The following is a 21237-nucleotide window of genomic DNA, read 5'->3' on the forward strand; positions in this document are numbered from 1 at the left end:
CACCATGATGATCTGACCCCAATAAGTTGGACAGTTGATTAAGCGGTTTTAAGGGACTGAGTTCTGTAGTGTACAGGACTCAGTCCTTTTAATTTAACCTTGATTCTTTCATGGTTGTAATAGTGAATATATTCTTTCACAGTTTGCTCCAGTTCATCAATTGATTTAAATTCTTCACCATAGAAACACTCAGATTTTAATATACTAAAGAAGCTTTCCATTGAAGCATTATCCAAACAATTACCTTTACGTGACATGCTTTGGGTAAGCCCATGTTGTTGAAGCTGTTGCTGATAAAATCGCATTTGATATTGCCAGCCCTGATCTGAATGAATAATAGGTTTGCCTTAATTCAGATATGAATCTTGCAGTCGTTGCAGTTCTACTTTTTCCTGTTCTTTCTGCTTCTGAATCAAGGCTCTCCGCTTTTTTAGATAAGCGTTCTCAGCACGTAGATACGCCAGTTCTTCAAGTAGTTGTTCCTGCGTTTTATTACGATCTTCTTGAGACACTTTGATTCTTGAAAACTGTGATTTTGGCATGGGATTAGGTCGCCCCCTCGGCTTGGGTTTTAAGCCATCTATACCATGTTCTTTATATTGTTTTAACCAGTGTGAAATCATTCCTGTTCCATTAAGCTTAAACTTAACAAGGGCTTCGGAATAGCTCATACCATCATTCAAAATAGACTGAATCACTTTGAATTTAAAATCAAGACTATGTCTTTTATAGCGTGATGAAGAGTTGAGTCCAGCTTCGCCAATTTCATTATATAAAAATAGCCATTTTTTAACATTATTATGGTCAACACCATAGCGTTTAGCTGTTCTTTTTAATCCATCATTACTGGATAGATAGTGATGAACAACCTCAAGTTTGAATTCTTGAGAATATTTAGCCATAGAAAAGCACCCTTCAAATTAGACTAGGTGTCCAACTTTTGGGGTGCAGTTCATAATGGTGGCTTGATTACATACGTCAATTTATAACGCACGATTTTTAATTTTACGGATGGTTTCAAGCTGAGCTGCTGTTTCTGCCAAAGCAGCTAAAGCAGCCGCAGAGTCCAGTTCATTTTTCTGATTAGCTAATAATTGTTCAGCATTTTTACGTGCTTCAAGAATAGCAGCCTCATCCAGATTATCAGCACGAATTGCTGTATCTGCAAGAACTGTTACCACGTGAGGCTGAACTTCCAGCACACCACCTGATATATAAACAATTTCTTCTGTGCCATTTTCAAGCTGAACACGAATCGGTCCAGGTTGCAACAAAGTCACTAATGGCGCATGACCAGGCATAATACCTAATTCACCACCAGCGCCTTTTGCAATTAGCATCTTGATTTGCCCAGAGTAAATAGACTCTTTGACACTGACGACATCACATTGCATTAATGACATGAGAAAACTCTCCTGAATAATTAGATCATCCCTGCTAGGCAGATTGATTTTTGGCAAGATTAAGCGCTTCTTGCACACTATTCACATGCATAAAAGAATCTGCTAATACTGTGACCATTTGAGGTTGAACTTCTAAAAATCCACCTGAAATAAAACCAATCTTTTCATGACCATCTTCGAGTACAAACCGTAATGGTCCAGCCTTAAGCATTGTCATAAAAGGGATATGATTAGGGTATATTCCCACCTCACCTTCTATGCCTCTGGCAATGATGACACGTACTTTTCCTGTATAAATCATTCGATCTTTACAAACAATTGTACATTGCATCAAAGCCATGGAATGTTCCTCGTTAGATTAAAGTTTCTCAGCCTTAGCAATTGCTTCGTCGATACTACCCACCATATAGAACGCTTGTTCAGGAAGGTGATCGTATTCACCAGCCAAGATACCTTTAAAGCCACGAATTGTTTCTTTAAGTGGTACATATTTACCAGGCGCACCAGTAAATACTTCAGCTACATGGAATGGTTGAGAGAAGAAACGCTGGATTTTACGTGCACGGTAAACAACCAGTTTATCTTCTTCTGCTAATTCATCCATACCCAAAATTGCGATAATGTCTTTTAGCTCTTTATAACGTTGTAATACGTTCTGTACAGAACGAGCAACTTCATAATGCTCAGTACCAACAACCAAAGGATCTAATTGACGAGAAGTAGAATCCAGTGGGTCAATCGCTGGGTAAATACCAGAAGATGCAATATCACGGCTCAATACAACTGTTGCATCTAAGTGCGCAAATGTTGTTGCCGGAGATGGATCCGTCAAGTCATCGGCTGGTACATATACCGCTTGAATAGAAGTAATCGAACCAGATTTAGTTGACGTAATACGTTCCTGAAGAACACCCATTTCTTCTGCAAGTGTCGGTTGGTAACCTACTGCAGATGGCATACGACCCAATAATGCTGATACTTCCGTACCTGCCAATGTATAACGATAGATGTTATCCACAAATAAAAGTACGTCACGGCCTTTACCATTTTCGTCTTTTTCATCACGGAAATATTCTGCCATGGTCAAACCAGTCAACGCTACACGTAAACGGTTACCTGGTGGCTCATTCATCTGACCGTAAACCATCGCAACTTTATCAAGTACGTTGGAATCTTTCATTTCATGATAAAAGTCGTTCCCTTCACGAGTACGCTCACCAACACCAGCGAATACAGATAAACCTGAATGCGCTTTTGCGATGTTGTTAATCAATTCCATCATGTTTACGGTTTTACCAACACCGGCACCACCGAACAGACCCACTTTACCACCTTTCGCAAATGGGCAAAGCAAGTCAATAACTTTAATCCCTGTTTCCAAAAGATCAGTAGAACCCGCTTGTTCTGCATAAGAAGGGGCTTGGCGGTGAATCGCCCAGCGTTCAGCAGTTTCAACTGGACCAGCTTCATCTTGTGGACGACCTAAAACGTCCATGATACGACCAAGTGTTGCTGTACCAACAGGAACAGAAATTGGCTCACCTGTATTGGTTACTTGAAGGCCACGTTTAAGACCTTCTGTAGAACCCATGGCAATCGTACGGACAACACCATCACCAAGTTGTTGCTGAACTTCTAAAGTTGTTTCAGTGCCATCAACATTAAGTGCGTCATAGATCTTTGGAACGCTATTACGTTCAAACTCGACGTCGATAACCGCGCCGATGATCTGAATGATACGACCGCTACTCATATTGCTGTCTCCTCAATTCAAATAAATACTGTTAAACGGCAGCGGCACCGCCAACGATCTCGGAAATTTCCTGAGTAATCGCGGCTTGACGCAGCTTGTTATAGATGAGTTGTAGATCTTTAATCAGCTGACCTGCGTTATCTGTTGCAGCTTTCATTGCAACCATACGGGCAGACTGTTCACAGGCGATATTTTCAATTACACCCTGATAGACCATAGACTCGATATAGCGAACCAATAAACCGTTTAGCAAATCTTCTGCTTCAGGTTCATATAAATAATCCCAACCGTATTGACGGTGTAGATTTTCGCTTTCATCAGCTTGTGCCAATGGAACAAGTTGTTGCACAGTTGGTTTCTGTGTCATTGCATTAATAAAGTTGTTTGACACTAAATAAACACGATCAATTTCGCCTTTATCAAATGCGTCCAACATCACCTGCACAGAACCTGTAAGTTGTTCCAGATTTGGTGCATCACCCAATTGTGTGGTTGCACCCAGCACTTTACCGCCGTAATTTTTAAAAAACGAAACCGCTTTTTGACCAATTAAAGCAAATTGAACTTCAATTGACTGCTCAGTTTGTTGTTGTACATGCTGAACTACTTTTTTGAACAAGTTAATATTCAAACCACCGGCCAATCCACGATCGGATGACACAATAATATAGCCGACACGTTTTACAGGACGTTCGACCATATAGCGGTGTTTATATTCAGGATTTGCTTGTACCAAATGAGCAATTACACGGTGCATATTTTCGGCATACGGACGGCCTTGAGCCATGCGCTCTTGCGCACGACGCATTTTAGAAGCAGCAACCATCTGCATCGCACGCGTAATTTTTTGCGTGGACTTGATACTTGCTACTTTGGCGCGAATTTCTTTTAAATTTGCCATACGCTTAACCTAATTCTCGAAAACCTGATAAACACTCAGGTTTTCGATGGTTGATCCGTGATTCAAACTTAACTCAGTCTTTCATAAAAAGATTAGTAAGCTTGAGTCGCTTTGAAGCTCTCAATACCTGCTTTAATTTCAGCTTCGATGTCTTTGTTGAAATCACCAGTTTCATCGATTTTTTGCATGAATGCAGCTTTTTCAGAGCGGAAGTAAGCAATTAATGCCGCATCAAAGTCTACAATTTTGTTCACAGGAACATCAGCCATGTAGCCTTCGTTAGATGCATAAACTGATACTGCCTGATCAGCAATAGAATAAGGTGCATATTGTTTTTGCTTCATCAACTCAGTCACACGTTGACCGTGCTCAAGTTGTTTACGTGTTGCTTCATCAAGATCAGAAGCAAACTGGGCAAACGCAGCCAATTCACGATATTGCGCCAATGCAGTACGGATACCACCTGATAGTTTTTTGATGATCTTAGTTTGCGCTGCACCACCAACACGTGATACCGAAATACCTGCGTTAACCGCAGGACGGATACCCGCATTGAATAGTGAAGTTTCAAGGAAGATCTGACCATCAGTAATCGAAATTACGTTGGTTGGTACGAATGCAGAAACGTCACCTGCTTGAGTTTCAATAATTGGTAATGCTGTTAAAGAGCCTGTCTGGCCTTTAACTTCACCATTTGTGAAATTCTCAACATATTCAGCAGATACACGAGAAGCACGCTCAAGTAAACGGGAATGAAGATAGAATACATCACCCGGATATGCTTCACGACCTGGTGGACGACGAAGAAGCAATGAAATCTGGCGATATGCAACTGCTTGTTTAGACAAGTCATCATAAATGATTAACGCATCTTCACCACGATCACGGAAGTATTCACCCATTGTACAACCTGAGTATGGTGCTAGATACTGCATTGCAGCAGGATCAGCAGCAGCAGCAGCGACAACTGTAGTGTATGCCATTGCACCAGTTTCTTCCAGCTTGCGTACAACGTTAGCAATTGTAGATTGTTTTTGACCAATCGCTACGTATACACATTTAATGCCAGAATTTTTTTGTGCAATGATTGCATCGATTGCCATTGCTGTTTTACCAGTCTGACGGTCACCGATGATCAATTCACGCTGACCACGACCAACAGGGATCATGGTATCTACTGATTTATAACCAGTCTGAACTGGTTGATCTACACCTTGACGCCAAATTACGCCAGGAGCAACTTTCTCAACCTTGTCAGTTAATTTTGCATTTAGAGGACCTTTCCCATCAATAGGATTACCTAGTGCGTCTACGACACGACCAAGCAATTCAGGGCCCACGGGTACTTCTAATACACGACCAGTGCAGTGTGCTTTTTGACCTTCTTGAAGACCTAGGTAGTTACCTAACACTACGGCACCTACTGAATCCTGTTCAAGGTTCAGTGCCATACCGTATAAGCCGCCTTCAAATTCGATCATTTCACCGTACATTGCATCCGCAAGACCGTGAATACGCACGATACCGTCAGATACCATAACAATGGTACCTTCGTTTTTTGCGGTCGCGCTGGTGTCCAGATCGCTGATACGCTGTTTAATGAGCGCACTGATCTCGGCTGGATTCAGTTGTTGCATTGCGCTATTACCTCAATTCTTTATATGTTCAGTCTTCTTTTATTGCGCAAGAAGACGAGTCCGCATTTTTTCAAGCTTGTTCAGCGCAGAATCATCTATCACTTGATCGCCTGCACGAATAACCACACCAGCAATTAACTCTGGTTTAACTTCAACAGTGACATTGACTTGCTCACTGCCAAAACGTTGTTTCAAACGATTAGCCAATGTTTGTTCCTGATCAGCAGTTAATGGAAATGCTGATTCAATCACAACGTCAACTGTCTGGTTACTTTGTGCTTTAAGTAGTTCATACTCTGCTGAGATTTCTGGTAACAAAGCCAAGCGATCATTATCTGCAAGCAAAGTCAAAAAGTTTGACGTTGCGACAGTCGCTTGATCTGCACCAAGCACCTGAACAAAAGCTTTTACTTTTTCGTTAGGTGTTAACTCAGGGCGATGAATGTAAGCGGAAAATGCTTCATCTTGCACCGTTGCACTGAGCAATTCGAGCACTTTTGACCATGTGTCAATAGCACCTTGCTCAGAAGCATAAGCAAATGCTGCTTTGGCGTAAGGGCGTGCCAACGTCAAGAGTTCAGCCATATTTCGCCTCGCTTAAAGTTTCGCAGCCAGCTGTTCAAGCATGGCAGCATGAGCTTGTTGATCAACTTGTTGAGTAAGGATTTTTTCAGCACCTTCCACTGCCAAGGCAGCAACTTGTTGACGTAGGGCTTCGCGAGCTTGATTGATCTCATTATCAACAGCTTCTTGAGCTTGTTGACGAATACGCTCACCTTCAGATGCCGCTTGAACACGTGCTTCTTCCACGAGTTGAGCTGCACGGCGGTTTGCCTGTTCGATCAATTGTGCCGCTTGTGCTTTTGCTGCATCAATTTCCTGCTTTACTTGTGATTGTGCATCAGCAAGATCAGCTTTTGCTTTTTCAGCAGCATTTAAGCCATCAGCGATTTTACGCTGACGCTCACTAATCGCATTGATTAGTGGTGGCCAGACAAACTTCATGCAAAATGCGACAAAAATCGCAAATGCAATTGCTTGGCCAATCAATGTGAGGTTGATATTCATTAGCTATTCCTCAAAAGGTGGATTTCGGAATTAAGCTGATTAACCTACAAATGGATTAGCGAAGATGAAGAACAAGCCAATACCAACACCGATCATAGGTACAGCATCAAGAAGACCCGCAATCAAGAACATACGAGTTTGAAGTTGTGGCGCCAATTCTGGTTGACGAGCAACAGCTTCTAAGAAACGACCGCCCAATAGACCAAAACCAATCGCAGTACCTAAAGCACCGAAAGCGATCAAGATAGCAGATGCAATTGCAACTAGACCTAAAGTGAGTTCCATGAAAAATTCCTCAAAGGTTAGGTTATACCATTTTAAATTAAAACTTGTGCCCAACTACATCACGTAGTCAGGCATTACCATTAATGTTTTTCGCTTGCCATGCTCAGATACACGATGGTTAACATCATGAAAATGAAGGCCTGCAATGTAATTACAAGAATATGGAAAATCGCCCAAGGCACAGACAACGCCCATTGGATCCAGAATGGAAGTAAAGCGATCAAAATAAAGATCAACTCACCTGCATACATGTTACCAAATAGTCGAAGTGCCAGTGAAACTGGACGTGCAAGGAATGTCACCAATTCCAGTATCAAATTCACTGGAATCAATAAAGCCTTAGCAACCGGGTTACTTGGGTTAAATGGGTTAAGCGCCAATTCGCCAACAAAACCAGCCACGCCTTTCTCACGAAAACTGTAAAACAAGATTAGGACAAATACAGACAATGACATTCCCAAAGTAATGTTAGGATCTGTAGATGGCACGATCTTGAAGTAGATGTGATGAGGGTCCATACCAAATACACTTGCGCCCACTTGTTGAGCAACATAAGGAATCCAGTCCACAGGGATTAGATCCATTAAGTTCATCAAGAAAATCCATACAAAGATGGTTAACGAAAGTGGTGCAATTAAACGTGATTTACCATGGAATGTATCGCGTACGCTAGAGTCAACAAACTCGATAATCATTTCGATTGCTGATTGGAATTTTGTTGGTACGCCAGAGTTGGCAGCACGAGCAACTATCCAAAATAACAAACAGAAAATAATTCCAAGACCAATTGACCAACCCATTGAATCCAAGTGAATTGCGTTGAACCCCATCTGTTGAGCTTCTGTCGCATTCTCAGCCAACTTCCATGTACCATCTGGCATTTTGCCATAGGTCAAGTTAGTCAAGTGATGCTTGATATACTCTGTCGAAGTAAGGGCATGTTCTTCAGCAGCCATAAATCACACCTGGTCAATGTAAATTACTAATTAAAGAGAAATTTGATGTTCGTGCTGCACGACATCAGCTCTTTGTGAAAATCTTTCAATCCTGACGGTATTACATTACACATACAGACTTAACGTCTTGCCAACCAAAAAGGTGCAATCCAAGACATGGCCTGAACGAGTATAAATCCGCCCAACACCGCCACCATAGAAACTGGTGAAACACTGCTTAAAATCAAAATCAAACCAACAACCACGATCACAAACTTACCGATCAGACCAAGGTACATATTGCTTAAAATCTGTCTGGAAGCTCGAGCCCCAGAAGATTTAAATGCCTGCCAAGCAAAATATGCGCTCGCCAAAAAATATACCAAAGCCCCCAAAGCTGCACTTTTTGCAGCAACAGCATCATGTATTAGCCAAGCCAATACTGCTGCGACTGGAATCATGATGGACTGTAAAATCAATAAAGCTTTTGCTAATCGGCGATCAACTAAGCGATGAGGTCTACTCATTCAGGTCCCATCTTTTCCAATCTTGACTTAAAGATATACTGTGAAAGGATTGTTTTTAATCGCAGGCATTATAGAGTTACACCCCTCAACATGCAATCTTTATCCGAAGTTGAAGTTGTGTTTTTTCCCTAATTTGTGCCGTTTTCGACTAATTTACTAGGTTACAGTTGTAAAACATAAATGAACAATGTGTCGTTTTGATTAATGTAGGCATTGCTGAATACTTTTGATTAATTTTTTCCAACCAATCACAAAATTATTTTCATTGGCCATGGCCTCATCAACTGTAACAGTTGTTACAGGTGCCAAACGCTGTATTAAATGACCATCTGCATGATATTCTGCCAGTATACACATATTTTTTTGAGGCTTATTCACCATTAAATACTGGATTTGCGCAATTGTTGGTGGAATTTCTGGGTCTGTTGTTAAAGCACCAGCGAATTGTAAATTTAATGCACGTTCAACATATTGATAGGCATCATGATAAGCCCAGTAATTTTTTGGTCGGCTATTTTTATTAACCACACGGCTGACTGCCAGCATTTCTTTTGCAAAGTTTTGAGCATTCTGCCAATATTGTGCCTTATATTGTGGCTGTTGTTGTGATCTTAATGCGGCAATAAAAAATCCAATACGAATGGCATTGTTGGGTTCTAACCAAACATGTGTATCAATGCTATTGGCAATTGCACGACCTTTCACATCCCGTTGTGGCAAGGTTTTTAGAATTGAACTATTTAACAAAGCAATTGCATTGCTTTTTTGAGATAATAAACTTTGTAGGGGCGCTTCATGCTGTTTTCCCAGCCAAATCACCAGATCGGCATCCTGAACCATTTGTCTGCCTTTAGGTGTCAACTGAATATCATGCCCAGACTGTTGAGGAGTCAATAATAAAGCTGGTTGTTCTACTCCTTTTGTGACTTCCTGAGCAATTAAATATAAAGGATGTGTGGAAACTACTAATCCTTTAGCCAGTGCAAACTGAGAAAAGCTTGCGATTATTACCATCACAACCAAGAAACGCATATATTCCCACCAGAATTTCAATGTTATAATGTAACACTATATCAAGAAAATCTGTTTTGGTGCAGTCTTTTAACCACTGACATGCTAAAATTACGTTTGATTTAATCTAAGGATAAATGATCATGACTCTATGTTCACATACATCACATGATGATCATCTACATGGTGTGCATGATCATGATAGTATTCATGATCGCATTCAGGAAGCTGAACAAATTTGTTCACAGGAAGGTGCGCGGTTAACACCTTTACGTAAGGAAGTCCTGAGTTTAATTCTTGCTGCTAATGCACCCATCGGTGCCTACGACTTATTGGCAAAATTAAAAAGTAAAAGTGAACGTCCAGCAGCACCACCAACAGTATATCGTACACTGGATTTTTTACTGGAATATGGTTTTGTACATCGACTGACTTCTATTAATGCATTTATTCCCTGTTGCCATCCACGTGAAGGACATCAAGCCGCATTCTTAATTTGCCAGAAATGCCATACCGTGAAAGAAACCTCTGCCAATAATTTATTTCATGAATTAGAACAAATTGCTGCACAAGGCAAATTCAAAGCGAAGCATAGCATTATCGAAATCTCTGGAACCTGTCAGCAATGTCAATAAACGCTGCATCGCCTTTGGTTCAACTACAACAAGTTAATATAACCTTTGACCAACGGCAGGTTTTAAAGAATATTGATCTAAGTATTATGCCCAATGAAATTGTCGCGTTGATTGGTCCTAATGGTGCGGGAAAATCAACCCTGATCAAAATCTTATTGGGCATTGAAAAAGCCCCTTCCGGTAAAGTCATTTATCAACCACGATTAAAACTGGCGTATGTGCCGCAAAAATTTCATCCATCAACCAGTTTACCATTAAGAGTTAAAGATCTTTTGTCACTGGAGTTCTGTGACCCCGCCTATAAGAAAAATATTATTCGGGATACCGGTATTGAAGGTTTACAAGATTATAATTTACATCGCTTATCTGGTGGTGAACGCCAGCGGGTATTACTGGCTCGTGCGTTATTACGTCAACCGCAACTTTTAGTACTGGATGAACCTATGCAAGGTCTAGATATTCAGTCTGAAGAAGAGCTTTATACTTATGTACGGACTCTACCCGAACGTCTGGGCTGCTCAGTATTAATGGTATCCCATGATTTGCAATGGGTTATGCAGGGAACAAAGCGGGTAATTTGTTTAAACCATCATATTTGTTGTACTGGTACACCGGAAAATATTCAACAACATCCCGAATATGTTGCTATTTTTGGACAACGTGTACCCTATCAGCATCATCATGATCATTGCATTCATGGTGATCATGCTGAACCCTGTGATCATCTGCCACACCCGCATATTCACCCAGAAGTGGAGCCAAAATAATGTCTGAATGGTTGAGTCTATTGGGTCCAGCTTGGGTGATGGGCTGCATTTTACCTTTTCTGACGGCACCATTAGGCTGTCTGATGTTATGGCGCCGTATGTCATTTTTTGCCGACACCATGGCACATGGAACATTACTTGGCGTAGCTGTAGCGGGTTTACTGGCTTTACCACTATGGTTAGGTGTAACAGCTTTAGCATTTTTATTGGTGCTGCTGTTATGGTTTTTACATGATCAGCGCTTACCCAGTGATGCATTACTGGCGCTATGTTCAGCCACATTATTATGTAGCGGTTTATTGCTTATTCAAAATTTACCCGCACTACGCCCGGAATTACTGAGCTATCTATTTGGCGATCTACTTACTGTAAGCTGGCAAAGTTTACCCGTGCTGGCATGTACTGTAATCTTTGGCGCTACAATTTTGGCATTAACATGGTCAAAACAATTACGAGTTGCCATTGCAGAAGATATTGCACAAAGTGAAGGTATTCATGCTGGTATACAACGTTTAATTTTTATGAGTGTATTGGCATTATTTACAATATTGGCATTAAAAGTGGTCGGTTCATTATTAATGGGTGCATTATTGGTGATTCCGGCACTAACTGCACGATTATTGGCACACTCTCCAAAACAAATGGTGTTATGGGCTTTTATTAGTACAGAAATTTGTATCACTGTAGGTTTGTGGGGCAGTGCCTGGTTAGATTTATCTACAGGACTAACCATTGTGCTTAGCATGGCAATGTTGTTTATCCTCATTTTTACTACACAAAAAATCCTGAATATAGTTAATTCATAAATCAATTCGAAGATTAAGTTAATTTTAGGCGCTGTACTAGATAAGGTTTAAATTTCAATCCAAAACTGCAAAGTTTTAGCTGTTGTTTTGAACGACCATAGCTAAATCTAAACCTTGCCAAGCAGTACTTCTCATCTTTAATAAACAAGTGGAAAGAATTCTTTAGAATTCCATTACATTTGCATAATGTTCTTTTCGTCCGATTCCAAAACTTCTTAATGTCATTGATATGATGGTACGCATTCGATGACCGGATATCTACACGCATAATCATTTCAAAACATTTCAGGAAAAAGGATGGAACAATGATAGTCATCCTTATTCATGCCATTGAATTTTATTTTTTAATAGGTGCAGTTTCAAATAGTCCCCAAAGTGGATGAATCACACCAATATCATGGTTGTTTTTGGCAAAGACTTTATTTGGTAAATGTTCCGACCATCCATGTACAATTTTCTTTTTGTCCAAATCTACAATGTTCAGAGTATAAGTTTGACCTTCTGCTGGCATATAAAAAACCGCCATAGGTGAACCCGCACCTAAAGTTGCAACAGCAATACCTGCACTTAGCCCCGTAATCAAAAAATTCTTACCAAAAGACACATCAACACCTGCCGATGACACTAAAACCAGATATGGTGATTGGGCAAAAGTTTTTAAAGTATTCTGCTCATCATCGGTCAAATTAAGTTCGCCAATTGGTTTTGCTTTTTTAGGGTAACGTGCATTTTCCAACTGTTGGGCATTTTGAAGATTAACTGCTTGATAAAGATGGAGAATAGCAAGATTTTGCTGTTGATTATTAGCAAGCTCACTGTCATTTAAAACAGGATATTTAATTTCTTGACGTTTTCCATCCACATCATATTTGATGTCATATTTTTTTAACTGCTGCTCAGGCATATAACCACATAAAAATGGATGAGCATTTACAATGACATCCACACCATATTGATTAAATTGATCTTTTACTTCAGCACTCAATTTTTCTGCTGTTTGTCTGGATTGTTGTGCAGCAACATGACTTGTTCCCAATTCACTGCGTAACAGGCAACTATCCGAAAGAAGAGCAACTGATTTTGTTTTTAGTTCGGTTTTTAATATTTCTCTTTGCTGCAAAACTTCGGGAGAAACTTGCATTGATGTTGTTGCACAACCCGTAAAAAATAAAGTACCGCCTACTAGACAAGGAATACATATTTTATTCATCATGTATCTACTTTGTAAAAAATTAAGTTAATTTAGGTTAAATTATGGAGAATTCTATGATTAAACGCAATTAATGTAAATGATTTTTATTTAAAAGTAACCATTAATAATCGTTTGATGATTCAAATTTATTTCGCAAACAAATAAAAAAGGATTAAGAAAAATAAATTTCCTTAATCCTGATTCAGCTAGAATTTAATAAAAAATAACTTAAATTCGTTCAATCACTGTCGCAATACCCTGACCCAAACCGATACACATGGTCGCTAAACCAATTTGTGTACCTTGTTGTTCCATGATATTAAGCAATGTGGTGGTAATACGTGCACCTGAACAACCCAATGGATGACCCAGAGCAATTGCACCGCCATTTAAATTCACAATGTCCTGCTTTTCATAAAGTCCCAGACCTTTCAGCACAGACAAGCCTTGTGCCGCAAAAGCTTCATTTAATTCAATAGTTTGAATATCAGCTATGCTTAAACCTGCACGTTTTAAAGCTTTTTGGGTTGCTGGTACAGGGCCATAACCCATAATTGCAGCATCACAACCTGCAACAGCCATAGAACGAATCACTGCTCGAGGCTGTAATCCTAGATCTTTGGCACGTTGTGCAGACATTAGTAACATGGCAGAAGCCCCATCAGATAGCGCTGAAGATGTTGCTGCGGTTACTGTTCCACCCTTTGGATCGAATACAGGACGTAGCGCCTGAAATGACTCAAGACTTGCATCAGGACGAATGACTTCATCAATATCACAGCGTTGTAATAAGCCGTTTTGATCATGGCCATTAATCCCGACAATTTCGTTGTTAAATCGCCCTGCCTGCGTTGCTGCCCAAGCTTTTTGATGCGATGCTATACCAAATTTGTCCTGTTCATCACGAGTAATGCCATTCATACGTCCTAACATTTCCGCAGTCAAACCCATCATATTAGAGGCTTTGGCATAATGTTTTGATGCTTCTGGGTTAATATCAACACCATGCATCATGCTGACATGGCCCATGTGTTCAACACCACCAATGATAAAAACATCACCTTGATTCGTTGCAATTTGAGCGGCTGCGGTATGAAGGGCTTGCATCGAAGAACCACATAGGCGATTTACTGTCTGACCCGCAACAGTTTTGGGTAAATCGGCCAATAAACTGGCATTACGAGCAATGTTCCAGCCTTGTTCCAGTGTCTGGTTTACGCAGCCCCAGATCACATCTTCAACTTCATTGACATCAAACTGGTTACGGACAACGAGCGCACGAATCAATTCCGCTGACATGCTATCGGCACGTACATTACGGAACATACCATTTCTGGATTTGCCCATGGCTGTACGTACGCCATCAACAATCACAACGTCACGTGGATTTAAAGTAGTCATTCACGTTGCTCCTTAACCGTAGAATTTTTTGTTGTTTGTTGCCATGTCACGCAATGATTGTGGCGCGTGATAAGCTTTGCCCAAATGTGCATATTTATCACAAAGGGCAACATATTCTGCCACACCTGTTTGATCAATATAACGACATGGACCACCACGGAAAGGTGGGAAACCAATACCCATAATCATTGCCATATCTGCTTCAGCCGGTGTTGCAACAATATGATCTTCAAGGCAACGCACAGTTTCATTGCAAAGTGCCAACATCATACGATCAATAATTTCTTGTGGATCGTATTCATGCTTTTCTGTGGTTGCAACGGAAGCAACAAGTTCATAAGCCGTTGTGTCGGTAACTTTGGCTTTTTTGCCTTTTTTATCCAGTTCATATTTATAAAAACCAACGTCATTTTTTTGCCCCAAACGCTGATTTTCATACATAATTTCTATGGCACCCTTAAAATCTGGCTTCATTCGGTCTGGAAAGCCTTCTGCCATCACTTCTGCACCATGTACGCCAGTATCAATACCAACAACATCAATTAAGTAAGCAGGGCCCATTGGCCAGCCAAACTTTTCCATGACTTTATCGATTTGCTGAAAATCAGCACCATCTTTTAACAACAGGTCAAATGCACCAAAATAAGGAAATAATACCCGATTGACTAAAAATCCTGGGCAATCATTCACAACAATTGGGGTTTTACCCATTTTCTGAGCTAATACCACTGTTGTTGCAATGGCTTCCTCAGAAGTTTTTTCTCCACGAATGACTTCAACCAATGGCATCATGTGTACTGGGTTAAAGAAATGCATACCAACAAAATTTTCCGGGCGTTGTAATGCTTTGGACAACCGAGTAATTGAAATAGTGGAGGTATTTGAAGCAATAATTGTGTTATCACGAACATGCTTTTCTGTTTCAGCCAGTACAATTTCCTTGACTTTCGGATTCTCTGTCACGGCTTCAATGACAATGTCTACTTCTTTAAATTCTTCATAACTTAAAGATGGTCGAATTCGTGCCAGTGTTTCACCCATTTTTACAGGCGTTAATTTTTTGCGTTCAACCTGTTTGGTCAATAATTTATTGGCTTCAGACATCCCCAGAGCAAGCTGTGGATTACCAATATCTTTCATGATAATTGGTGTACCTTTAACCGCAGATTGATAGGCAATACCACCGCCCATGATACCCGCGCCAAGTACCGCAGCCTGATTTACAGGGTGTGCACCTTTTTCATGTTTTTTGGACGTTTTTTTAACAATTTGATCATTCAGGAATAAACCGATTAAAGCTTCAGCCTGAGGTGTTATAGCGACTTGAGCAAAGAATTGTGACTCTGTTTTTACTGCTTCATCACGAGTTTGATTAACGTGAATCTGCAAGGCATCCAATGCTAATTTTGGTGCAGGATACTGTGCTGGATTGGCTTTGGCAAAAATCACGCCTTTGGCAGAATTAAATGCCATCATTTGTTCAATTTGATTAAGTTTTACAGGATCAATTTTTTCTTGACGTTTGGCCTGCCAATTAAATTGTCCGGCAAGTGCTTTTTTCACCAGATCAATTGCAGCATCTTTAAGCAGTTCGGGTGCAACCACTGCGTCGACTGCACCTGCTTTTAATGCAGCATCAGCTTTTTGTTGCGCACCTGTACCAATCCATTCCAATGCATTATCAATTCCGATCACACGGCTTAGGCGAACTGTACCACCATAACCCGGAAAAATTCCCAGTTTAATTTCCGGTAAGCCCACTTGTGCAGTTGTTGACATGACACGATATTCACACGCCAGACAAATTTCAAAACCGCCGCCTAATGCCAGCCCATTAATAGCAACGACCTTTGGAATATCTAAATCTTCAAAACCATTAAATAACTGGTGTATTGCCTGAGTTTTCTCAGCAATAACTTCTGGTGAGGCCGAGAAAAAATCACCAAATTCAGTAATGTCTGCACCAACGATAAATACAGGTTTACCACTAGTGACTATCAGCCCCTTGATTTCGCTGTTATTTTTAATTGCATCAACAGCGGTTTGTAAATCTTGTAAAGTTGCCTGATTAAATTTATTAACCGACTCGCCTTGTAGGTCAAAGCAAAGTTCTGCAATTCCATCCTCAAGTAATTGGACGGTAATGGCATTGCCATTGTGGATCATGCCTGATCTCCTTTGTTATGGAGGACTACAAATTAAATATAGTGTCTGATGCATTGCATCGACTGCTTATCTCATCTTACGCTAACTATATCCAAAAAAAAGTCATCAAGTTGTATCAAGGCGTGACGCTTGCGTCATTTGTCATTTTTAAAAATTAAATTATTATTTTTCAGACATATACATGGTCATCTATGCAAATTTAAATTGAATGCAGTTTCTGATCTTTTGGTATACTTTTCGCTGAACTGTAATAATTCAATCACGTTTAGGCTGATTTAATTTTTTGAGAAAATTTTAATTCTTTATATCCTGATGTGATTACAAATAAAGTAGGTTTTTAAGAATTTTTATCATTAAATACTTTTTGCACTGTATCATCTACAATACACGGTATTTTTCTATCTCTTATTTTTTGGAGTCATCCATGACATACAATAAATGTTTCAGCCTGACAACAATATTTGTGACAACATTACTACTCGCTGCATGTGGTGAAAAGAAAACGTTAACTGCTGAAGAACAATGGCAAAATTTTTGTAAAAGTTATGAAGGCGCTGCATTTAATATTATGTATGATCGCCAAAATGATATCAGTAAAGCACAATCGATCGAACATTTAAAGAAAAGTCCCGAAGGAAAACAACGTGATATGCTTATGGTTCTGGTTGATCAGGCACATCAGGTTCAAAAATATGATCAACAAAAAGAGAAAGATCTGGCGATGGAACAATTTAAAGCCGGAAAATATCAACAATGCCTAAATACTGCACATTGATACATTTGAATATTATCTGGAATCAGAATTACTTCTTTCTGTAGGTTTGGTTTCCCGTTTAAATTCTGCAACAGCCCATCCCAAACAACCACCGATAAAGGCGATGGGCAATGCTTCCGAAAAACGCAAGCTCAGGAACAAACTGCCCAATAACAGCAGTAAAGCAAAACCGACGATATATAAGAGTCGTCTCATTATGGCAAAATTTCCAGTGCAAGATCCTATTTCTCACACTTTAAGCAATCGGTTGCTTTTCAGAAATTAGCCTTTTGTCTATCTAAATGGTTTAAGATTCAAATTATTTTAAAAATCCATTTTGAGCAAGAAAATCCAGACTAAGTTTTGAAGGTTGGGCAATGTCAGCGGCTCGATCCCCCAATAATAGCCGTTCAATATATCTCGCTAAAACATCAACTTCCAGATTCACTTTAGAACCAATTTGCCATGTTGCGATATTGGTTCGATCCGCTGTGTGAGGAATCAAATTCAAACTTACAATATTGCCGCGTAAATGGTTAATGGTCAGACTAATGCCATCAACAGTAATAGAGCCTTTTTCTGCCAGATATTTTGCCAGTTCCATAGGCGCAGTAACTTCAAAGTACAAGGAGCGTGCATCACGACTGGCATGAGTAATTTCTCCCAGACCATCAACATGACCACTGACGATATGACCGCCAAAACGGGTGGTTGGTAACATGGCTTTTTCCACATTTACCGCTTGCCCTACCTGCCATTGTCCGACAGTCGTTCGATTCAAACTTTCTCTAGATACATCTGCGGCATACCAGTGATGACCAAAATCTATAACTGTCAAACAAATGCCATTGGTCGCGATAGAGTCTCCCAGATGCACATCTGACATATCCAGATCACTTTGAATTTGCAAGCGAATATCCCCTGCAATATTCTGTATGCTTTGTACCTTGCCTACACTTTCAATAATTCCTGTAAACATCACATCTCCACATCACGCCATGAATAAGCGTATATTTTTGCATTACCATAATGCTAATTGGGTATTGGGACCTGAAGTATCTACTCCACCTAATTCCGCAAAATGATAAAGCTGCCCCAATAATTGTCGTAAAGGCGGACCTGATTTGGCATGAGTATCGGTAATCACTATAAACTCCAGTACACGAGCCCGATCGGATTGACGTTGTTTACTGACTCTATATCTTGGAACATCCTGTGTGAGCAAAGTCACTCGTCCTCGTTCCAGATTTGCTTCAAGCAAGTCTGTAGGCGAAATATTTCCGTCTGTACTATAACTGGTGAGAATAAAACGTGCATTAATCGTTGCCAATAATTTTTGATAAGCTTCTTTGGCATATTTAGATGAATTATAAGCACTTGGTCGCTGTTTTCGCCACGCACGATCAATTCCGCTTTTAAAACCTTTAGTATCTGGAGAAGGTAAATCGACCTGATCCCATAAGGTTAATGAATTCAACACATGATAATTTGAACTATAAGCATGTTGATTATAAGGTGGATCCAGATATGCTACATCCACCTCAAAACCTGTCATTTGATCAGCTAGATGCTGGGCATCCACACACCACATTTCAGCCTGTAACTTTTTTTTATCCCCAACATCACAAAATCGATTCGGCGATAGCCAAAGTAATGAATCTATTCGTTCCAATGCTGCTTTGGTTTTTCCACCCCAACCATGATGAAAACTTTTAAATACACCGCTGGTATTGCTAACATAACTTGCCGAGTACAGTAATGGCGCCAACAATGCACTCATTTCAACAGAATCAATCGCCCCTTGCGTCTGCCATGTAGCAATTTGCTGACGAATCGCATCAATTCGCATACCATTACGTCGCTTAAAGAACAGCCTGTCACGGGTTGGATCATAAACATCATCGTCCCGAGGGCAAAGATTATGTGTGACCCAACCTTTTACCGGAGGCAAACGATTTAAATAATCAATGGCTGCCTGATAACCACCAAGCTGTTTAAATGCGGGTGCTTCAACACAGGCTAAAAGCGCATGATTTAAGGCATGACTATATGGTTCCCAGTCATTGGCAATGACTCGATAACCATTTTGACGAGCCAATCGTGAAACAACGCCACTACCCGCAAAAAAATCTGCAAAAATTGGTGCTGGTTTTCCTTTTTTATGTTGTAAGGTACCGGTCTGCTCCAGTGCCTCCAAAATAAGGTGCAATAGGCGGCGTTTGTTTCCCAGATAAGGAACCAGTTGATGGAACAAATATTCATCGGTGGTGCGTGCTGCATGACGACGTTTATGATATACGGAGGCTTCTGCGGTCATGATGGCTCTATATGGCTTGCACAGCAATGCTGCACAGGTTGTAATCGAAGGCGGATATCTTGATGAATTTGTTTTACCTCAAGTAATTTCAACTGAAATCGTTGTTGCATGGATTCATAATTCAGTTGATTCAATGCTCGGGCTGTTTGCCCTAAATACATTGGTGCAATATATTGAATCACTTCATCCACCAAATTGTCCTGTAAAAAACTAGTGCTTAACGTTGCCCCTGCTTCAACCAAAACATCATAAATTTTATATGCTGATTTTAGAGTAGACAATAAATCTGTCAGGGATTGTGGCTCGAATTGTACCACACCTAATTGCGCCAATTCTTCACGATATGGCCCCATGACCATGACAGTTGCAGGTGATCGCAAAATTTTTGCCTGTAAAGGTAATTGCCCATGACGATCTAAAATCACTCTCCAAGGCTGTACCACCTCTGAAAGATCAACATCAAGCAAATTTCGGACATTTAATTGGGCATCATCTGCCAAAATGGTCTGAATACCTGTAATTACAGCACCGCTAATCGCCCGCCAATGTTGAACATCCTGTCTGGCAGCCTCTCCAGTGATCCATTTTGATTCACCAGAAGCCATTGCAGTACGTCCATCTAAACTGGCTGCAATTTTTAATCGAACATAAGGCAAACCACCGGCCATAACTTTTAAGAAGCCACGATTTTGCGCTTGTGCTTCATGCTGTAAGACACCCACAATCGTTTCAATACCAGCATCATTGAGCATGGCAAGACCTTTTCCTGCTACCAGTGGATTAGGATCCAGAGTGGCAATCACAACTTTCTTTAATCCGGCTTTAATCAATGCTTCAGCACAGGGGGGTGTTCGACCATAATGTGCACAAGGCTCTAATGTCACATAGGCAGTTGCGTCCTTTGCCTGCATACCAGCTTCTTTCAGCGCAAAAACTTCTGCATGTGACCCCCCAACTGGTGCAGTTGCACCACGACCAATAATCTGTTCATTTTTAACAATAACACAACCGACCGCAGGATTAGGGCGCGTTCGATATTGTGCCGTATTAGCTTGTGCAATGGCCTGCGCCATCCAGTCTTGGTCAGTAGTCATGTTTAGATTCTTTTAACTGATGTGCATTAAGTTTATCGGCTTCACCACGTTGCTGCATTTTTTCGATTTGCTCACGAAAAGCATCAACATTTTGAAAATCCTGATAAACCGATGCAAAACGTACATAAGCAACATGATCCAGTTGATAAAGCGCCTGCATCACAATTTCTCCAATGGTCAGTGATTTCATATCACGCTCACCCAATCGACGAATGGTTTGTTGAATGTCTGATAAGGTGGTTTCTATTTGTTCTTGTGTGACCGGTCTTTTTTGTAGGGCATGCATCAATGAGCGACGTAATTTTTGCTCATCAAATGGTTCGTTTTTTCCATTGGATTTAATCACACGTGGCATAACCACTTCATAACTTTCAAATGTGGTAAATCGCTCGCCACATTTTCCACATTCCCTTCGACGACGAATTTGGGCACCTTGTGCTGCAAGTCGTGAATCAATCACTTTACTGTCTGGTGTATTGCAAAATGGACAATGCATAATTATCTAGCACATTCATTAACAAATCAGCTTAGTGTAGCAAAATTATCGTCTATTGTATTTTTCCAAAAAAGAAAAGGCAGTCAATT

Annotated in this window: 24 protein-coding genes and 1 pseudogene; 4 read left to right on the forward strand and 21 right to left on the reverse strand. The window is 40.4% G+C overall.

Annotated features, from left to right (window positions below; genetic code table 11):
• Positions 1-38: 38 nt before the first annotated feature.
• The 13 genes and pseudogenes from F4V57_RS14940 to F4V57_RS10935 all read right to left on the reverse strand — a co-directional run.
• Positions 39-344, reverse strand: a pseudogene (locus F4V57_RS14940) (IS3 family transposase); the annotation flags it as partial.
• A gap of 3 nt (positions 345-347) precedes the next feature.
• On the reverse strand, positions 348-902 hold the full coding sequence (locus tag F4V57_RS14945; protein ID WP_070069345.1) for a helix-turn-helix domain-containing protein: 555 nt from the start codon (positions 900-902) through the stop codon (positions 348-350).
• Positions 903-983: 81 nt separating this feature from the next.
• Positions 984-1403, reverse strand: a complete 420-nt coding sequence (locus tag F4V57_RS10885; RefSeq protein WP_070069346.1) for a F0F1 ATP synthase subunit epsilon — start codon at positions 1401-1403, stop codon at positions 984-986.
• A 34-nt stretch (positions 1404-1437) separates the two neighbouring features.
• The gene (gene atpC, locus F4V57_RS10890) at positions 1438-1743 is read right to left on the reverse strand and encodes an ATP synthase F1 subunit epsilon (RefSeq protein ID WP_070069347.1); all 306 of its coding nucleotides are present in this window, start codon (positions 1741-1743) and stop codon (positions 1438-1440) included.
• A gap of 18 nt (positions 1744-1761) precedes the next feature.
• On the reverse strand, positions 1762-3156 hold the full coding sequence (atpD, locus tag F4V57_RS10895) for a F0F1 ATP synthase subunit beta (protein WP_070069348.1): 1395 nt from the start codon (positions 3154-3156) through the stop codon (positions 1762-1764).
• A gap of 31 nt (positions 3157-3187) precedes the next feature.
• Entirely contained in the window at positions 3188-4057 is an 870-nt protein-coding gene (gene atpG / locus F4V57_RS10900) for a F0F1 ATP synthase subunit gamma (RefSeq protein ID WP_070069349.1), read from the reverse strand.
• Positions 4058-4149: 92 nt separating this feature from the next.
• Complete coding sequence (gene atpA, locus F4V57_RS10905) at positions 4150-5694, reverse strand: F0F1 ATP synthase subunit alpha (protein ID WP_070069350.1); 1545 nt, start codon at positions 5692-5694, stop codon at positions 4150-4152.
• A 39-nt stretch (positions 5695-5733) separates the two neighbouring features.
• Complete coding sequence (locus tag F4V57_RS10910; protein ID WP_070069351.1) at positions 5734-6279, reverse strand: F0F1 ATP synthase subunit delta; 546 nt, start codon at positions 6277-6279, stop codon at positions 5734-5736.
• Positions 6280-6291: 12 nt separating this feature from the next.
• Positions 6292-6762 (reverse strand): F0F1 ATP synthase subunit B, encoded by a 471-nt coding sequence (locus tag F4V57_RS10915; protein ID WP_070069352.1) that lies wholly within the window; start codon positions 6760-6762, stop codon positions 6292-6294.
• Positions 6763-6801: 39 nt separating this feature from the next.
• Positions 6802-7047 (reverse strand): F0F1 ATP synthase subunit C, encoded by a 246-nt coding sequence (gene atpE / locus F4V57_RS10920; protein ID WP_000424060.1) that lies wholly within the window; start codon positions 7045-7047, stop codon positions 6802-6804.
• Positions 7048-7127: 80 nt separating this feature from the next.
• Positions 7128-8003 carry a F0F1 ATP synthase subunit A gene (atpB, locus tag F4V57_RS10925; RefSeq protein WP_070069353.1) on the reverse strand — a complete coding sequence of 292 codons (876 nt, stop codon included), beginning with the start codon at positions 8001-8003 and terminating at the stop codon, positions 7128-7130.
• Between the two features lie 119 nt (positions 8004-8122).
• A complete protein-coding gene (locus F4V57_RS10930; RefSeq protein ID WP_070069354.1) occupies positions 8123-8509 on the reverse strand; it encodes an ATP synthase subunit I in 387 nt (128 codons plus the stop codon).
• Between the two features lie 201 nt (positions 8510-8710).
• Positions 8711-9541 carry a metal ABC transporter solute-binding protein, Zn/Mn family gene (locus F4V57_RS10935; protein WP_070069355.1) on the reverse strand — a complete coding sequence of 277 codons (831 nt, stop codon included), beginning with the start codon at positions 9539-9541 and terminating at the stop codon, positions 8711-8713.
• Between the two features lie 122 nt (positions 9542-9663).
• Between F4V57_RS10935 and F4V57_RS10940 the strand changes: the two genes are divergently transcribed.
• Genes F4V57_RS10940 through F4V57_RS10950 form a run of 3 tightly spaced genes read left to right on the forward strand, consistent with a single transcriptional unit; the run spans position 9664 to position 11728 of the window.
• On the forward strand, positions 9664-10155 hold the full coding sequence (locus F4V57_RS10940) for a transcriptional repressor (RefSeq protein WP_070069356.1): 492 nt from the start codon (positions 9664-9666) through the stop codon (positions 10153-10155).
• Positions 10146-10922 carry an ATP-binding cassette domain-containing protein gene (locus tag F4V57_RS10945; RefSeq protein WP_070069357.1) on the forward strand — a complete coding sequence of 259 codons (777 nt, stop codon included), beginning with the start codon at positions 10146-10148 and terminating at the stop codon, positions 10920-10922. The genes F4V57_RS10940 and F4V57_RS10945 overlap by 10 nt, the downstream gene beginning before the upstream one ends.
• On the forward strand, positions 10922-11728 hold the full coding sequence (locus F4V57_RS10950; protein WP_070069358.1) for a metal ABC transporter permease: 807 nt from the start codon (positions 10922-10924) through the stop codon (positions 11726-11728). Before F4V57_RS10945 ends, F4V57_RS10950 begins: the two co-directional genes overlap by 1 nt.
• 337 nt (positions 11729-12065) lie before the next feature.
• Here the strand turns inward: F4V57_RS10950 and F4V57_RS10955 are convergent, their stop codons facing one another.
• The 3 genes from F4V57_RS10955 to fadB form a co-directional block, all read right to left on the reverse strand.
• On the reverse strand, positions 12066-12941 hold the full coding sequence (locus F4V57_RS10955; protein ID WP_070069359.1) for a hypothetical protein: 876 nt from the start codon (positions 12939-12941) through the stop codon (positions 12066-12068).
• A gap of 207 nt (positions 12942-13148) precedes the next feature.
• Complete coding sequence (gene fadA, locus F4V57_RS10960; RefSeq protein WP_070069360.1) at positions 13149-14321, reverse strand: acetyl-CoA C-acyltransferase FadA; 1173 nt, start codon at positions 14319-14321, stop codon at positions 13149-13151.
• A gap of 12 nt (positions 14322-14333) precedes the next feature.
• A complete protein-coding gene (gene fadB, locus F4V57_RS10965; protein WP_070069361.1) occupies positions 14334-16487 on the reverse strand; it encodes a fatty acid oxidation complex subunit alpha FadB in 2154 nt (717 codons plus the stop codon).
• Between the two features lie 424 nt (positions 16488-16911).
• Here fadB and F4V57_RS10970 point away from each other — a divergent pair, with 424 nt between their 5' ends.
• The gene (locus F4V57_RS10970; protein WP_070069362.1) at positions 16912-17262 is read left to right on the forward strand and encodes a hypothetical protein; all 351 of its coding nucleotides are present in this window, start codon (positions 16912-16914) and stop codon (positions 17260-17262) included.
• Positions 17263-17274: 12 nt separating this feature from the next.
• Here the strand turns inward: F4V57_RS10970 and F4V57_RS10975 are convergent, their stop codons facing one another.
• The 5 genes from F4V57_RS10975 to nrdR all read right to left on the reverse strand — a co-directional run bounded on the left by F4V57_RS10975 (position 17275) and on the right by nrdR (position 21148).
• The gene (locus F4V57_RS10975) at positions 17275-17457 is read right to left on the reverse strand and encodes a hypothetical protein (RefSeq protein WP_070069363.1); all 183 of its coding nucleotides are present in this window, start codon (positions 17455-17457) and stop codon (positions 17275-17277) included.
• A gap of 103 nt (positions 17458-17560) precedes the next feature.
• Positions 17561-18220: a riboflavin synthase gene (locus tag F4V57_RS10980; protein WP_070069364.1), complete on the reverse strand. Its 660-nt coding sequence runs from the start codon at positions 18218-18220 to the stop codon at positions 17561-17563.
• Between the two features lie 42 nt (positions 18221-18262).
• Positions 18263-19558: a DNA adenine methylase gene (locus F4V57_RS10985; protein ID WP_070069365.1), complete on the reverse strand. Its 1296-nt coding sequence runs from the start codon at positions 19556-19558 to the stop codon at positions 18263-18265.
• Entirely contained in the window at positions 19555-20652 is a 1098-nt protein-coding gene (ribD, locus tag F4V57_RS10990) for a bifunctional diaminohydroxyphosphoribosylaminopyrimidine deaminase/5-amino-6-(5-phosphoribosylamino)uracil reductase RibD (RefSeq protein ID WP_070069366.1), read from the reverse strand. Before ribD ends, F4V57_RS10985 begins: the two co-directional genes overlap by 4 nt.
• Complete coding sequence (gene nrdR / locus F4V57_RS10995; protein WP_070069367.1) at positions 20642-21148, reverse strand: transcriptional regulator NrdR; 507 nt, start codon at positions 21146-21148, stop codon at positions 20642-20644. The genes ribD and nrdR overlap by 11 nt, the downstream gene beginning before the upstream one ends.
• Positions 21149-21237: the final 89 nt, after the last annotated feature.

The sequence above is a fragment of the Acinetobacter qingfengensis genome, from assembly GCF_008693185.1.
GTDB classification, from domain to species: Bacteria; Pseudomonadota; Gammaproteobacteria; order Pseudomonadales; family Moraxellaceae; genus Acinetobacter; species Acinetobacter qingfengensis.

Bases quoted from the DNA above. Each gene is read 5' to 3' on its own strand.
- fadA (WP_070069360.1), bottom strand. From the start codon at position 14,321: ATGACTACTTTAAATCCACGTGACGTTGTGATTGTTGATGGCGTACGT.
- ribD (WP_070069366.1), bottom strand. From the start codon at position 20,652: ATGACTACTGACCAAGACTGGATGGCGCAGGCCATTGCACAAGCTAAT.
- F4V57_RS10930 (WP_070069354.1), bottom strand. From the start codon at position 8,509: ATGAGTAGACCTCATCGCTTAGTTGATCGCCGATTAGCAAAAGCTTTA.
- atpG (WP_070069349.1), bottom strand. From the start codon at position 4,057: ATGGCAAATTTAAAAGAAATTCGCGCCAAAGTAGCAAGTATCAAGTCC.
- fadB (WP_070069361.1), bottom strand. From the start codon at position 16,487: ATGATCCACAATGGCAATGCCATTACCGTCCAATTACTTGAGGATGGA.
- F4V57_RS10910 (WP_070069351.1), bottom strand. From the start codon at position 6,279: ATGGCTGAACTCTTGACGTTGGCACGCCCTTACGCCAAAGCAGCATTT.
- F4V57_RS10940 (WP_070069356.1), top strand. From the start codon at position 9,664: ATGACTCTATGTTCACATACATCACATGATGATCATCTACATGGTGTG.
- F4V57_RS10985 (WP_070069365.1), bottom strand. From the start codon at position 19,558: ATGACCGCAGAAGCCTCCGTATATCATAAACGTCGTCATGCAGCACGC.
- F4V57_RS10975 (WP_070069363.1), bottom strand. From the start codon at position 17,457: ATGAGACGACTCTTATATATCGTCGGTTTTGCTTTACTGCTGTTATTG.
- F4V57_RS10950 (WP_070069358.1), top strand. From the start codon at position 10,922: ATGTCTGAATGGTTGAGTCTATTGGGTCCAGCTTGGGTGATGGGCTGC.
- F4V57_RS10915 (WP_070069352.1), bottom strand. From the start codon at position 6,762: ATGAATATCAACCTCACATTGATTGGCCAAGCAATTGCATTTGCGATT.
- F4V57_RS10935 (WP_070069355.1), bottom strand. From the start codon at position 9,541: ATGCGTTTCTTGGTTGTGATGGTAATAATCGCAAGCTTTTCTCAGTTT.
- atpE (WP_000424060.1), bottom strand. From the start codon at position 7,047: ATGGAACTCACTTTAGGTCTAGTTGCAATTGCATCTGCTATCTTGATC.
- F4V57_RS10980 (WP_070069364.1), bottom strand. From the start codon at position 18,220: ATGTTTACAGGAATTATTGAAAGTGTAGGCAAGGTACAAAGCATACAG.
- atpD (WP_070069348.1), bottom strand. From the start codon at position 3,156: ATGAGTAGCGGTCGTATCATTCAGATCATCGGCGCGGTTATCGACGTC.
- F4V57_RS10955 (WP_070069359.1), bottom strand. From the start codon at position 12,941: ATGATGAATAAAATATGTATTCCTTGTCTAGTAGGCGGTACTTTATTT.
- F4V57_RS10945 (WP_070069357.1), top strand. From the start codon at position 10,146: ATGTCAATAAACGCTGCATCGCCTTTGGTTCAACTACAACAAGTTAAT.
- atpB (WP_070069353.1), bottom strand. From the start codon at position 8,003: ATGGCTGCTGAAGAACATGCCCTTACTTCGACAGAGTATATCAAGCAT.
- F4V57_RS10885 (WP_070069346.1), bottom strand. From the start codon at position 1,403: ATGTCATTAATGCAATGTGATGTCGTCAGTGTCAAAGAGTCTATTTAC.
- nrdR (WP_070069367.1), bottom strand. From the start codon at position 21,148: ATGCATTGTCCATTTTGCAATACACCAGACAGTAAAGTGATTGATTCA.
- F4V57_RS10970 (WP_070069362.1), top strand. From the start codon at position 16,912: ATGACATACAATAAATGTTTCAGCCTGACAACAATATTTGTGACAACA.
- atpC (WP_070069347.1), bottom strand. From the start codon at position 1,743: ATGGCTTTGATGCAATGTACAATTGTTTGTAAAGATCGAATGATTTAT.
- atpA (WP_070069350.1), bottom strand. From the start codon at position 5,694: ATGCAACAACTGAATCCAGCCGAGATCAGTGCGCTCATTAAACAGCGT.
- F4V57_RS14945 (WP_070069345.1), bottom strand. From the start codon at position 902: ATGGCTAAATATTCTCAAGAATTCAAACTTGAGGTTGTTCATCACTAT.